Here is a 12,293-nt window from a genome sequence, read left to right as displayed (position 1 = left end):
TCGGCTTCACCGATACGCGGATCGGGCGCCCTGGCATCTTCATCGGACTGGAAAACTACCAGTACCTGATGGAGGACAAGGTCTTCTGGCTCTCCGTGTTCAACACGATCGTCTACACCGCGGTCGCCTCGATCCTGAAATTCGCGCTCGGCCTGTGGCTGGCGATCATCCTGAACGAGAGCCTGCCCTTCAAGACGTTCTTCCGCGCCATCATCCTCCTGCCCTGGGTCGTGCCGACGGTGCTTTCGGCACTGGCCTTCTGGTGGATCTTCGACTCGCAGTTCTCGATCATCTCCTGGGTGCTGATGCAGTGGGGCGTGATCGACGCGCCGATCAACTTCCTCGGCGACGCGACCAACGCACGCCTGTCGGTGATCGCCGCCAACGTCTGGCGCGGCATCCCGTTCGTCGCTATCTCGCTGCTCGCCGGCCTCCAGACCATTCCCGTCTCGTTGCACGAGGCGGCGGCGCTCGACGGTGCGACGTCGTGGCAGCGGTTCCGGCGCATCACGCTGCCGCTGCTGACGCCCATTATTGCGGTGGTGATGACGTTCTCGGTGTTGTTCACCTTCACCGATTTCCAGCTGATCTACGTCCTCACCAAGGGAGGGCCGGTCAACGCGACGCACCTCATGGCGACCCTGTCCTTCCAGCGCGGCATTCCCGGCGGAGCGCTGGGCGAGGGGGCGGCGATCGCCGTCGCCATGGTGCCGTTCCTTCTGGCGGCGATCCTGTTCAGCTTCTTCGGCCTGCAGCGCCGCAAGTGGCAGCAGGGCGGGACGGATTGAGGAGAGCGACGATGACCGCGAACACGACCGAGACCGCCGGACACCTCACTGACGACGTCGTCGGCATGTCCCATCACGACACGCTGGCGCGCAAGATCCTCGTGATCTACCTGCCGCTCGCCGTCTTCATCTTCGTGCTGCTCTTCCCGTTCTACTGGATGGCCATCACGGCAGTGAAGCCGAACGACCAGCTGACGAACTACGCGAACTACAGTCCGTTCTGGGTGGTCGGCCCGACGCTCGATCACATCAAGTACCTGCTGTTCGAGACCTCCTATCCCGGCTGGCTCTGGAACACGGTGATCGTCGCCGTCTGCTCGACGATCATCGCGCTGGCCGCCTCGGTCTTCGCGGCCTACGCGATCGAGCGCGTGCGCTTCACCGGCGCGCGGGTGACGGGTCTCATGGTGTTCCTCGCCTACCTCATACCGCCATCGATCCTGTTCATTCCGCTGGCCTTCATCGTGTTCCAGCTCGGCATGTTCGACTCGCGGCTGGCGCTGATCCTCACCTACCCGACCTTCCTCATTCCGTTCTGCACCTGGCTCCTGATGGGCTACTTCCGCTCGATCCCGTTCGAGTTGGAGGAAAGCGCGCTGGTGGACGGGGCGACGCGCTGGCAGATTCTGACCAAGGTCGTGCTGCCGCTGGCCGTTCCCGGATTGATCTCGGCCGGCATCTTCGCCTTCACGCTGGCCTGGAACGAGTTCATCTACGCGCTGACCTTCATCCAGTCGTCGGAGAACAAGACGGTGCCGGTCGGCGTCCTGACCGAGCTCGTGCGTGGCGACGTGTATGAATGGGGCTCGCTGATGGCCGGCGCGCTGATCGGTTCGCTGCCCGTCGTGATCCTCTACTCCTTCTTCGTCGACTACTACGTGTCGTCGATGACGGGCGCCGTGAAGGAATAGGCCGGGGGCCGGCGGTTCGGTTGCCGAGCCGCCGGCCCTTGCCGTTTGCCCGTCAAGCCGCAGTTTTCACGGACGGCTCCGGACGGGAAACAGTGTTATGCGTGCGTTTGACCTTTTCACCCGGGCAGCGTTCGGGCTGGCCAGCCTTCTTCTGATGCTGCTGGCCTGCGGACTGATCGTCTACGCCTTCGGCGGCGTCTGGGGCAGCTTCCGCGCGCCGGATGCCGATGTCGGTGCGACCCTTCTGGAGGCCGTCGGCTATACCGTCATTGCCATCGCGGTCTTCGATGTCGGTAAATATCTTCTGGAGGAAGAGGCGATCCGGGGTCGCGAGATGCGCAGTGCGGGCGAGGCGCGCCGGAGCCTGACGAAGTTCATCTCGACGATCGTTATAGCGGTGCTGCTCGAGGCGGTCGTCACCGTCTTCCAGGCGGGCAAGGAATCGATGCCGCTGATGCTCTATCCGACGCTGCTGCTCTTGTCCGGCATCCTGCTGATGGTCGGGCTCGGCGTCTATCAGCGGCTGTCCGTCAGCGTCGAAAGCGTGGCGAAGGATCCGCCGGAGGAGGAGAGCGAAAGCGGGAATTGACCGTCGGGCGGGAGGTCGCTGCGACGGCACGTCCTGACGTTACAGCTTGGCACGGAATGCGAGAATCCGGTGAGCCGCGCGAGCCGGGGTGCGACATCTCAGCGAAGCGGGCGGCTGCAATCGTCGTGAACCGCGGGGCATCGCGGCGCGTTTGCCGACCTCTGAACGCAGTGGAGGATGTTGGCATGACGGCTCGTCTTGAGGGAAAATCGTCGCGTCTTCGAGGCGCGCTGGCCGGGCTGATCGTTCTGTCCGGCATATGCCTGCCTGGTGCGGCGAGCGCCTATACCTATACCAACCCGACCTTCGGAACCTCGGCGACCTTTCCGGCGCAGGCGTTTCCACGCATCGAACCATCGACGCCGGAAGGACAGGTCTGGCGCTCGGATGCCGGCGCCGAACTCGTCGTCTATGCGATCGAGGATCCCGAATGGTCGACGCCCGGCGAACTCGTCCGCTGGCGCAAGTCTCTCGACGAGGTGACCTACCAGCGGACCGGATCGAACTGGGCGGTCGTGTCCGGCTTCCTGAAGGACGGCCGCATCTTCTACGAGCGCTACATCTTCCGCGGCCGCCTCGCTCATTCGGTCTCTGTCCGCTACCCGGAAGCCCTGCGCGATCGGTATGACGGCCTGCTGAAGTCGATCACCGAGAGCCTGCGCGGACCCTCGCGCTGAAACCGCTTGAAGACAGAGCCACCGGTCGACCGGAGGCTGGCCATGCGGAATGTCGGCCGCTAGAAACCGGCCGATGCCGTTTCAATGGAGCCGACACCCCATGCCCCTCGCCGAGAATGTCGCCCGCCTGCGGGTGACAGATGGCAAGACGATCGAGGACGTCGCGCGCAGCACCAACCTCCCGGTCGCGCTGATCGCCGCCATCGAAGGCGGCCGGCGCGTTCCCCCGCCGAAATCGCTGCGGTCACTGGCCAGCTACTTCGGCGTCAGCGTCGACGCGCTGCTGCGCTGATCGATCGGATGGGGCGCGGTCTCGACTGGTGCCGGCTGAGGGGATTGAACCCCCGACCTTCGGTTTACAAAACCGCTGCTCTACCGCTGAGCTAAGCCGGCCCCGGCGGTCGATCTAGCACAGGGGCGCCGCGATCGCATCCGCAAATTTCCTCACCCGTCTCGTGGTGCGGTGCAGGCGGACAAAAGCACCCGCAAGTCCTTCCACGGCACGCGTTTTCCGGGCATACGGATCGGGTCCGCACTGTGGGAGGAACCCGATGGATCGTCGTCAATTCATTCGCCAAGCCGGTGTCGTCGCCGGCGGGACCGTGGTGGGAACCGGGCTTGCCGCGCCCGCGCTGGCGCAGAGCGCGCCGACGCTGCGCTGGCGCATGACGTCGAGCTTTCCGAACACTCTCGACACGCTGTTCGGCTCTTCGCGCCTGTTCTCGGAGATCGTCTCCAAGCTAACGGACGGCAAGTTCACGATCGACGTCTTCCCCGCCGGTGAACTGGTGCCGGGCCTGCAGGCGCTCGATGCGACGCAGGACGGCACGGTCGAGGCGGCGCATACCGTACTCTACTACTACGTCGGCAAGGATCCGACCTTTGCGATCGGCAGCTCGATCCCCTTCGGCCTGAACGCGCGCCAGCAGAACGCCTGGCTTTACAACGGCGGCGGCAACGAGGCGATCAACGAGTTCCTGACCTCCTACGGTGTGCGGGCCTATCCCGGCGGCAACACCGGCACCCAGATGGGCGGCTGGTTCCGCAAGGAGATCAACTCGCTGAACGACCTGCAGGGTCTGAAGATGCGCATCGCAGGCATCGCGGGGCAGGTGCTCTCGCCGCTCGGCGTCGTCGCGCAGCAGCTGGCGGGCGGCGACGTCTATCCGGCGCTCGAGCGCGGCACGCTGGACGCGACCGAGTTCGTCGGCCCCTACGACGACGAGAAGCTCGGCTTCTATCAGGTGGCGCCGTACTACTACTATCCGGCCTTCTGGGAAGCCGGTCCGACGGTCCACTACATGTTCAATCAGGCGAAGTACGACGAGCTGCCCGACAGCTACAAGGCGGCGCTGGAGAACGCGGCAGCCGTCTGCAACACGCGCATGCTCGCCGACTACGACGTGAAGAACATGCGTGCGATCCGCTCGCTCGTCGGCAAGGGCGTCCAGCTGCGCCCGCTGCCGCGCGACGTGCTCGACGCGGCGCTCACATCCTCGCAGGATCTCTACGCGAAGTTGTCGGCCTCGAACCCGAAGTGGAAGGCGATGTACGACCCCTGGAGCCAGTTCCGCACCCAGATCTACGAGTGGTTCCGTGTCGCCGAGTACACGAACGACACGTACAACTACAGCCAGCAGGCCGCCAGGAAGTGACGGTCAAATTGATGTGATTGCGAAAGGCCGGCTTTCTCGGAGCCGGCCTTTTGTTTGCCCTGCCGCCTTATTGCATAGGGTCGCGGCGTGGTCTCCAATGCCTCTGTTTCGCGTCTCGGCGATTGGGAGGACAACGCGTGGATCGCAGAAAATTCATTCTCAAGGCGGGAGCCGTCACGGGCGGCGCCGCAGCGAGCACGGTGCTTGCCGCGCCCGCCATCGCGCAGGAGATGCCGAGCATCCGCTGGCGCCTGACGTCGAGCTTCCCCAATACGCTCGACACGATCTTCGGCGGCGCCAAGACGCTGTCGTCCGCGATCTCGGAGATCACCGGCGGCAAGTTCCAGATCGACGTGTTTCCGGCGGGCGAGCTCGTGCCGGGCCTCCAGGCGCTCGACGCCGTGCAGGACAGCACGGTCGAGGCGGCGCACACCGCGGCCTATTACTACGTCGGCAAGGACCCGACGTTCGCGATCGGCGCGACCATCCCCTTCGGCCTCAACGCCCGCCAGCAGAACGCCTGGCTCTATCACGGCGGCGGCAACGAGGCCTACGACGAGTTCCTCGCGGGCTACAACGTGAAAGGTCTGCCGGGCGGCAATACCGGCGTCCAGATGGGCGGCTGGTTCCGCAAGGAGATCAATTCGGTCGCCGATCTGAAGGGCCTGAAGATGCGCATCGCCGGCCTTGCCGGGCGCGTGCTGGAGCCGCTCGGCGTCGTGCCGCAGCAGCTGGCCGGCGGCGACATTTATCCGGCGTTGGAGCGTGGTACGATCGACGCCACGGAGTGGATCGGACCCTACGACGACGAAAAGCTCGGCTTCTATCAGGTCGCGCCGTACTACTACTATCCGGCCTTCTGGGAGGGCGGCCTGACGCTGCACTTCCTCTTCAACAAGGCGAAGTACGAGGAGCTTCCGGCCGCCTACAAGGCGGCGCTCGACACGGCGGCGAAGGCGGTGAACGTCAACATGATGGCGCTCTACGACGCCAAGAACATGCAGGCGATCCGCTCGCTGGTCGGCAAGGGCGTGCAGCTTCGCTCGTTGCCGCGCGACATTCTCGACGCGTCCTACGATTCGGCGATGAAGCTCTACGCCTCGCTGTCGGCGAGCAATCCGAAGTGGAAGGCGATCTATGATCCGTGGGCGAAGTTCCGCGCCGAGAGCTACGAGTGGTTCCGCGTCGCGGAATACTCCTACGATACCTACGTCTACACGCAGCAGGCGGCCGGCAAGTAAGCTTGGCGAACTCATAAACGAAGAAGGCCGGCGGAGCGATCCGCTGGCCTTCTTCGTTTCCAGCCTATTGCTGGAGCGCCGGAGCGGCGCCGAAACTCGGCGCGGCGTGTGCCCCGAAGCTCGGCGGGGCCGACGGAGCGGGGGATCCGGGAGAGCCGGCCGGCGGCGCGCCGAACGAGGGCGCCGGTGCCGCGCCGAAGGACGGCGGCGGCGGAGCCCCGAACGAGGGCGCGGCCGGCGATCCGAACGAGGGCGGCGCCACGCTGCCTGACGTCGGCGCCACGGAGCCCGGCATCGGAACGTTGAGCTGGATGGTCGAGGGGTCGACCACGCGCTCTTCCTTCAGGAAGTACGTCACGGACTGCGGCCAGACGATCAGGATCGCGACGAGGATCAGCTGGAGGCCGAGCCAGGGGATCGCGCCGAGATAGATGTCGGAGCTCTTCACGTTCGCCGGTGCGATGCCGCGCAGATAGAAGAGCGCGAAGCCGAAAGGCGGGTGCATGAAGGCCGTCTGCATGTTCACGCACAGGAGGACGCCGAACCACACGAGATCGATGCCGAGCGCATGAGCCGCCGGGGCCAGCAGCGGCACGATGATGAAGGCGATCTCGAAGAAGTCGAGGAAGAACGCGACGAAGAAAATGAAGATGTTGACGAAGAGCAGGAAGCCGACGACGCCGCCCGGAATGTGGGACAGGAGGTACTGGATCCAGTGGCCACCATCCATGCCCTGGAAGACGAGGCTGAAGACGGTTGAGCCGATGAGGATGAAGACCACCATGGCGGTGAGGCGCATCGTGGTCGCCATCGCCTGACGCGTCAGCGTCCAGCTGAGACGACGGTGGAGGGCGGCCAGCAGGATCGCGCCGACCGAGCCCATCGCGCCCGCTTCCGTCGGCGTCGCGAGGCCCATGAACATGGTCCCGAGCACCAGGAAGATGAGCGCGAGCGAGGGCACCATACCCTTGGCGACCTGCCACCAGAGTTCCCGCCCGCTCTTGGTGCGCGCTTCCGGCGGCAACGGCGGCATCTTGTGCGGCTGCAGCTTCGACATGACGAAGATGAAGCCGAGGAAGAGGAGGATCTGGAGCAGCGAGGGGCCGATCGCGCCGGCATACATGTCGCCGACCGAGCGGCCGAGCTGGTCGGCCAGAATGATGAGGACGAGCGACGGGGGGATGACCTGTGTGATCGTGCCGGACGCCGCGATGACACCGGTCGCCAGACGCATATCGTAGCCGTAGCGCATCATCACCGGCAGCGAGACGACGCCCATCGCGATCACCGAGGCCGCGACCGTGCCCGTGATGGCGCCGAGCACGGCGCCGACGAGGATGACGGCGTAGGCGAGGCCGCCCGGTGTCGGGCCGAAGAGCTGGCCGGAGCCCTCGAGGAGATCCTCGGCCAGGCCGCATCGTTCCAGGATCGCGCCCATGAAGGTGAAGAACGGAATCGCTAGCAGGAGATCGTTGGAAATCGTGCCGTAGAAGCGCAGCGGCAGCGCGTTGAGAAGCGCCGGGCTGAAGTGGTCGAAGTAGACGCCGAGCGCGCCGAACAGGAGGCCCACCGCCGCCAGCGAGAAGGCGACCGGAAAGCCCATGAGCAGGAAGACGATCATGCCGCCGAACATCAGCGGCGGCATCGGCCCGTATTCAAACATTCGCGTGTTTCCCCCGCGCGGCCGCCTACTGCAGCGGCTTCTCGTACTTCGTTTCGATCGTGATGAGCCCGGCGAGCGCGGCGAACCGCTTGATGAGTTCGGACAGGCCCTGAAGGAAGAGCAGCGCGAACCCGAGCGGCAGCGTCGCCTTGGCCGGCCAGAGGATCAGCCCGCCGGCATTCATCGAGACTTCGCCGCTCGTGAACGAACGCCAGAAGAACGGGAAGGTGAGGGCGAAGAGATAGCCGATGACGGGCAGGAACAGGACGATGAAACCGAAGATGTCGACGAAGAGGCGGCCCTTCGTGCTCAGCGCCGAATAGACGAGATCGACGCGCACGTGCTCGTTCATCTTCAGCGTGTAGGACGCGCCGAGGAGTACCATGCCGGCGAACATGTACCACTGAATCTCGAGGAGACCGTTGGAGCTCGTGTTCAGCGTGTAGCGGATAAGGGCGTTGCCGGCGCTGATCAGCACCGCGATCAGGACAAGATAGTCCGCGATCACAGCGAAGCCCGCGCTGAGCCTGTCGACGCCTCGGCTGAAAGCCAGAAGAACTCCCATCATCCCTCCCTGGATCGGGTCGCGGATCGTGCCAATCAAGGCAAATCTGCGACACCTTCTGGCCTACGACAGCAAATGCTGGCAAGGCCAGCGTTTTCTCGGCGATCGGTCGTGGCCGCCGCGTTCCGTGATGATGCCGGGAAAACGGGCGGCGAAGAGGAGCAGGTCTTGGACGAGGCGCGGATCGATCGTCAGGCGGAGACCGTCGCACGGCTGGCGCGCCAGTTGCGGTTCGAACTTCTCCTCCTGAAACGCATGCGCGCTCGCCCTCGCGGTCTCGTCAAGGCCGAGGCGACGGACGCCGCGGCGAAGCGGTCCCTCGCCGAAGTTTATGCGGCCGCGCTCCTCCGCCGGGCCGAAGCCGAGGCGGACGCGGGCTGACGGGTCAGCCCTTCAAATGCCGTCGCGCCGCGTAGAGCGACACGGCGGCCGCGTTCGACACGTTGAGGGACCGGATCGCGCCCGGCACTTCGAGGCGAGCCAGAACGTCCACGGTCTCGCGCGTCTTCTGCCGCAGCCCCTTGCCCTCGGAACCCAGCACGAGGGCGAGCTTTCCGCCGTCCAGCGCGGGTTCCAGTTCGTCGTCGCCCGCCGAATCGAGTCCGATCGTCCGGTAGCCGCGATCCTTCAACTCGCCAAGCGCCTCGGCGAGGTTGGTCACCTGCACATAGGCGATCAGTTCCAGCGCGCCGGAAGCCGACTTGGCGAGAACGCCAGACTCCTGCGGGGAGTGGCGCGAGGTCGTCACCACGGCGCCGGCTCCGAAAGCGACGGCCGAGCGGAGAATCGCTCCGACATTGTGCGGGTCGGTCACCTGATCGAGCACGAGGACGAGATCGGCCTCGCCGAGATCGCCAAGTCGCGCCGGCTTCAGTGGCGCGGTTTCGAGGAGCACGCCCTGGTGGACGGCGTCCGACCCGAGCTCCTGATCGAGGAAACGGGGCTCGACGATCTCGATCGGGCAGGGCGCCGCGTTCTCGTCGAGCTCGAGCCGGTTGAGCGCGTTGCGCGTCACGTAGATCTGCATGAAGCGACGGCGCGGATTCGCGAGCGCCGCCTGCACCGTGTGGATGCCGTAGAGCCGGACGCGGTCGGCCGGGGCGGGGCGGCCCGCATGCTGCGGCTTCTGCGGCCGGGCCGACTGTACGGCCGGACCGACGGCGGCCTGTTCGCGATGCGCCCGCCGCAGCCGGGCGTAATGCGAGTCCTTCGGAGTGTGGCTCTTGGGATGATCTGTCATGATGGCGCTTTATCGGAGTTCGGCAGGCGAGCAAAGGCGAGCATGTGAACTCCCTTCATATCGCTGCCGTCGGCATGTTGACACGGGCCCGGCCTGTCGCCATAACGCCGCTCGAAGCGAACGGGCAACGCCCGCTGCTTTCGGCGGCCCGCGAGGGGCGCAGGGTGACCTGGAGGGATGCCCGAGTGGTTAAAGGGGACGGACTGTAAATCCGTTGGCTTAGCCTACGTTGGTTCAAATCCAACTCCCTCCACCATTCACCCACCCGGCGCGGGTATAGCTCAATGGTAGAGCAGCAGCCTTCCAAGCTGAATACGAGGGTTCGATTCCCTCTACCCGCTCCAATCTGCTGACGTTCGAAAGTCGTGTCGGCTGCAAACGGTGCATGTGTTCGGGATCGGAACGCTGTCGTTCCGGCGGATAAATGTCCGTGTCGAGAGCCCGACGGCTATCTGAAATGCCCTAGCTTCTCCGCATCGCAGCTTTGAACGCCGGATCAAACTCGCGCGGACGTTATGTCGTTCGAGATCGACTTGGGTGGGAAATGCCTCATTAAAGTTCTGCGTTTAAGCTCTGAGGTTGTGCGGTCGGATCGATCGTCCGTCCTGGGAGGCTTAACGATGCGGCTGTTTTCGGGGAATGCGGACCGTGTGCTCGAGGCACTCGGGCGCTCGCTCGCGGTGATCGAATTCACGCCCACCGGCGACATCGTGTCGGCCAACGCCAATTTCTGCGCGGTTCTGGGCTACGAGAGCCACGAGATCGTCGGCCAGCATCATCGGATGTTCGTCGAGCCGCAGGTCGCATCCTCCGCCGAGTATCGGGATTTCTGGACCGCGCTGGCGGCAGGCTCTCCGGTTGCGGACGTATTCAAGCGCATCGCGAAGGGTGGCCGCGAGGTTTGGATCCGGGCGACCTACAACCCGGTGCTGGATTCTCGAGGCCGTGTGCAGAAGATCGTCAAGTTCGCGTCCGACATCACGGAGACGAAGCGGGCCGCGATGGAGAATGCGGAAAAGCTGGCCGCGCTCTCGCGCTCGCAGGCGATCATCGAATTCACCCCTGACGGGACGATCCTGACGGCGAACGACGGCTTCCTGAAGACGCTCGGCTACGAACTCTCCGAGATCGTCGGTCGGCATCATCGGATGTTCGTCGATCCCGCCTACGCCGCCGACCCGGCCTACGGAGCGTTCTGGGCCGATCTGCGAGCAGGCCGCTTCCGAGCGGCCGACTTCAAGCGCATCGGCAAGGGCGGTCGCGAGGTCTGGATCCAGGCTTCCTACAATCCGATCCGCGACGAGAACGGAGCGGTTGTGAAGGTGGTCAAGTTCGCGACCGACCTCACGGACCGGATGACGGCGCTGGAGACGATCGGCACCGCCCTTTCAAAGCTGGCGCGCGGCGATCTCGCCCAGCGGCTCGATACCCCGTTCGTCCCCTCGCTCGAAGGCATCCGCGAGAGCTTCAACCAGGCGCTCGCCGCGCTCGGCGAAGCGATGACGGCCGTGCTCGACACCAGCGACGTGATCCATACGGGCACCAACCAGATCCGCATGGCCTCCGACGATCTGGCCGCGCGCACCGAGCAGCAGGCGGCCGCCGTCGAGGAGACGACGGCCGCGGTGACGGAGATTACCGGAAACGTCCGCCAATCGAGCGTTCAGGCTGACGGCGCGGGGCAGCTGGTCTCCAATACGAGAACCGACGTCGCGGCCTCCAGCGCCGTGGTCCGCGAGGCGGTTGCGGCCATGGCCGAGATCGAGCGCTCGTCGTCCGAGATCGGCAAGATCATCGGCGTGATCGACGAGATCGCCTTCCAGACCAATCTCCTTGCGCTGAATGCCGGGGTCGAGGCCGCGCGCGCCGGAGACGCCGGACGAGGGTTCGCAGTCGTCGCGCAGGAGGTTCGCGGCCTTGCGCAGCGGTCGGCCGAGGCCGCCAAGGACATCAAGCTTCTGATCGAGGCGTCCCGGCGCCAGGTGGGAAGGGGTGTCGAACTCGTCGACCGGACGGGAGCCGCGCTGGGTGGCATGCTCGACCGCTTCGCTGAGATCGACGGCAACATTCGCGGCATCGTCGAGAGCGTGAAATCGCAGTCGATCGCGCTCAGTGAAATCAGCATCGCCATGGATACGTTCGATCGGGGCACGCAGCAGAACGCGGCGATGGTCGAGCAGTCGACGGCAGCCAGCAACGAACTGGCGGCCGAGGCGACGCGCATGCGCGAACTGCTCGGCCGCTTTCGCTTCTCGCGCGACCCGGACGGCGTGCCGGTCCGCGCACGGCCCGCGGTACACGAACTCCAGTCGCGCCTCGCGGTCGCATCCTCGTCCTGGTGACGACCTGCGCCCCTTCTGAAAAGAAAGCGCGTCACCCAACCATCGGTAGGTCGCCTCCGGCTTTCAGTCCGTCCGACCGAGCTTCTCCGCTTCGGCCGCGCCGTCGGCTGCGGGCCGGTCCTGCGACTGCTCGTGCAAGTGACGCCGGGCGTCCTCGACGCTGATGCCGTGCTTGGCGGCCATCTCCTCGACCTGCGGGTCGGGGATCGTGGTCTCGTCGTTCTGGATCGGGATGTTGGACATGGCGTGCTCCCACCTGTGTGTGTGACGGGGAACGCGCTTGCGATGCGAAAGTGCCGGCCGTCGTGACGCAGACATCGGCCGTCGCGGTCACGCCTTCCGGAGCCATCTTCCGGGGGGCGCTTGTGTTTCGCCCTTCCACTCGCTATGTCGCGGCCCTGTCGTGCTAGGCCCAAGGTAGAGATCATGGCGAAGAGCAAATTCGAGCGTAACAAGCCGCATGTGAACATCGGGACGATTGGTCACGTTGATCATGGGAAGACGTCGCTGACGGCGGCGATCACGAAGTACTTCGGCGAGTTCCGCGCGTACGACCAGATCGACGCGGCGCCGGAGGAGAAGGCGCGCGGCATCACGATCTCGACGGCGCACGTCGAGTACG

General features: G+C 65.3%; 14 protein-coding genes and 3 tRNA genes. 12 read left to right on the top strand and 5 right to left on the bottom strand.

What is annotated here, in order from left to right; translation table 11 throughout:
* The 5 genes from QZ753_RS05040 to QZ753_RS05020 all read left to right on the top strand — a co-directional run.
* Positions 1 to 788, top strand: a 788-nt coding sequence (locus QZ753_RS05040) for a carbohydrate ABC transporter permease (RefSeq protein WP_294641595.1), incomplete at its 5' end; no start/stop codon positions are given.
* A gap of 11 nt (positions 789 to 799) precedes the next feature.
* Complete coding sequence (locus tag QZ753_RS05035; protein ID WP_294641594.1) at positions 800 to 1,699, top strand: carbohydrate ABC transporter permease; 900 nt, start codon at positions 800 to 802, stop codon at positions 1,697 to 1,699.
* A gap of 97 nt (positions 1,700 to 1,796) precedes the next feature.
* On the top strand, positions 1,797 to 2,288 hold the full coding sequence (locus QZ753_RS05030) for a GNAT family acetyltransferase (RefSeq protein WP_294641593.1): 492 nt from the start codon (positions 1,797 to 1,799) through the stop codon (positions 2,286 to 2,288).
* 185 nt (positions 2,289 to 2,473) lie between these two features.
* Entirely contained in the window at positions 2,474 to 2,965 is a 492-nt protein-coding gene (locus QZ753_RS05025; protein ID WP_294641592.1) for a hypothetical protein, read from the top strand.
* A gap of 100 nt (positions 2,966 to 3,065) precedes the next feature.
* Positions 3,066 to 3,257, top strand: coding sequence for a helix-turn-helix transcriptional regulator (locus QZ753_RS05020; protein WP_294641591.1), 192 nt, complete (start codon positions 3,066 to 3,068; stop codon positions 3,255 to 3,257).
* A gap of 26 nt (positions 3,258 to 3,283) precedes the next feature.
* Here QZ753_RS05020 and QZ753_RS05015 read toward each other — a convergent pair.
* A tRNA-Thr gene (locus QZ753_RS05015) sits at positions 3,284 to 3,358 on the bottom strand.
* 158 nt (positions 3,359 to 3,516) lie between these two features.
* On the opposite strand from QZ753_RS05015, the gene QZ753_RS05010 reads away from it, so the two are divergent.
* Together QZ753_RS05010 and QZ753_RS05005 are read left to right on the top strand one after the other, a co-directional pair.
* Positions 3,517 to 4,620 carry a TRAP transporter substrate-binding protein gene (locus QZ753_RS05010; RefSeq protein ID WP_294641590.1) on the top strand — a complete coding sequence of 368 codons (1,104 nt, stop codon included), beginning with the start codon at positions 3,517 to 3,519 and terminating at the stop codon, positions 4,618 to 4,620.
* A 137-nt stretch (positions 4,621 to 4,757) separates the two neighbouring features.
* Complete coding sequence (locus tag QZ753_RS05005) at positions 4,758 to 5,861, top strand: TRAP transporter substrate-binding protein (RefSeq protein WP_294641589.1); 1,104 nt, start codon at positions 4,758 to 4,760, stop codon at positions 5,859 to 5,861.
* A 64-nt stretch (positions 5,862 to 5,925) separates the two neighbouring features.
* Here QZ753_RS05005 and QZ753_RS05000 read toward each other — a convergent pair whose 3' ends face one another.
* A complete protein-coding gene (locus QZ753_RS05000; RefSeq protein ID WP_294641588.1) occupies positions 5,926 to 7,524 on the bottom strand; it encodes a TRAP transporter large permease subunit in 1,599 nt (532 codons plus the stop codon).
* A 25-nt stretch (positions 7,525 to 7,549) separates the two neighbouring features.
* On the bottom strand, positions 7,550 to 8,089 hold the full coding sequence (locus QZ753_RS04995) for a TRAP transporter small permease subunit (RefSeq protein WP_294641587.1): 540 nt from the start codon (positions 8,087 to 8,089) through the stop codon (positions 7,550 to 7,552).
* Positions 8,090 to 8,257: 168 nt separating this feature from the next.
* Here QZ753_RS04995 and QZ753_RS04990 point away from each other — a divergent pair, with 168 nt between their 5' ends.
* Positions 8,258 to 8,470, top strand: coding sequence for a hypothetical protein (locus tag QZ753_RS04990; protein ID WP_294641586.1), 213 nt, complete (start codon positions 8,258 to 8,260; stop codon positions 8,468 to 8,470).
* A gap of 4 nt (positions 8,471 to 8,474) precedes the next feature.
* Here the strand turns inward: QZ753_RS04990 and rlmB are convergent, their stop codons facing one another.
* Entirely contained in the window at positions 8,475 to 9,329 is an 855-nt protein-coding gene (gene rlmB, locus QZ753_RS04985; RefSeq protein WP_294641585.1) for a 23S rRNA (guanosine(2251)-2'-O)-methyltransferase RlmB, read from the bottom strand.
* Between the two features lie 171 nt (positions 9,330 to 9,500).
* On the opposite strand from rlmB, the gene QZ753_RS04980 reads away from it, so the two are divergent.
* The 3 genes from QZ753_RS04980 (at position 9,501) to QZ753_RS04970 (ending at position 11,671) form a co-directional block, all read left to right on the top strand.
* A tRNA-Tyr gene (locus QZ753_RS04980) sits at positions 9,501 to 9,585 on the top strand.
* Between the two features lie 14 nt (positions 9,586 to 9,599).
* Positions 9,600 to 9,673: transfer RNA gene (locus QZ753_RS04975), tRNA-Gly, on the top strand.
* 276 nt (positions 9,674 to 9,949) lie between these two features.
* The gene (locus QZ753_RS04970; protein WP_294641584.1) at positions 9,950 to 11,671 is read left to right on the top strand and encodes a methyl-accepting chemotaxis protein; all 1,722 of its coding nucleotides are present in this window, start codon (positions 9,950 to 9,952) and stop codon (positions 11,669 to 11,671) included.
* Between the two features lie 63 nt (positions 11,672 to 11,734).
* On the opposite strand, the gene QZ753_RS04965 is transcribed toward QZ753_RS04970, so the two are convergent.
* Entirely contained in the window at positions 11,735 to 11,914 is a 180-nt protein-coding gene (locus QZ753_RS04965; RefSeq protein WP_294641583.1) for a hypothetical protein, read from the bottom strand.
* Between the two features lie 183 nt (positions 11,915 to 12,097).
* Between QZ753_RS04965 and QZ753_RS04960 the strand changes: the two genes are divergently transcribed.
* Positions 12,098 to 12,293: GTP-binding protein (locus tag QZ753_RS04960; protein ID WP_294641582.1), on the top strand; the 196-nt coding region annotated here is incomplete at its 3' end.

This window comes from uncultured Aureimonas sp. (genome assembly GCF_913775355.1).
Classification (GTDB): domain Bacteria; phylum Pseudomonadota; class Alphaproteobacteria; order Rhizobiales; family Rhizobiaceae; genus Aureimonas.
Note: the sequence above shows the minus strand (reverse complement) of the source record. Positions and strands in the feature narration are given on the sequence as shown.

Excerpts from the sequence above, each read along its gene's own strand:
- QZ753_RS05035 (WP_294641594.1), top strand. The coding sequence starts at position 800 with ATGACCGCGAACACGACCGAGACCGCCGGACACCTCACTGACGACGTC.
- QZ753_RS05030 (WP_294641593.1), top strand. The coding sequence starts at position 1,797 with ATGCGTGCGTTTGACCTTTTCACCCGGGCAGCGTTCGGGCTGGCCAGC.
- QZ753_RS05025 (WP_294641592.1), top strand. The coding sequence starts at position 2,474 with ATGACGGCTCGTCTTGAGGGAAAATCGTCGCGTCTTCGAGGCGCGCTG.
- QZ753_RS05020 (WP_294641591.1), top strand. The coding sequence starts at position 3,066 with ATGCCCCTCGCCGAGAATGTCGCCCGCCTGCGGGTGACAGATGGCAAG.
- QZ753_RS05010 (WP_294641590.1), top strand. The coding sequence starts at position 3,517 with ATGGATCGTCGTCAATTCATTCGCCAAGCCGGTGTCGTCGCCGGCGGG.
- QZ753_RS05000 (WP_294641588.1), bottom strand. The coding sequence starts at position 7,524 with ATGTTTGAATACGGGCCGATGCCGCCGCTGATGTTCGGCGGCATGATC.
- QZ753_RS04995 (WP_294641587.1), bottom strand. The coding sequence starts at position 8,089 with ATGGGAGTTCTTCTGGCTTTCAGCCGAGGCGTCGACAGGCTCAGCGCG.
- rlmB (WP_294641585.1), bottom strand. The coding sequence starts at position 9,329 with ATGACAGATCATCCCAAGAGCCACACTCCGAAGGACTCGCATTACGCC.
- QZ753_RS04970 (WP_294641584.1), top strand. The coding sequence starts at position 9,950 with ATGCGGCTGTTTTCGGGGAATGCGGACCGTGTGCTCGAGGCACTCGGG.
- QZ753_RS04965 (WP_294641583.1), bottom strand. The coding sequence starts at position 11,914 with ATGTCCAACATCCCGATCCAGAACGACGAGACCACGATCCCCGACCCG.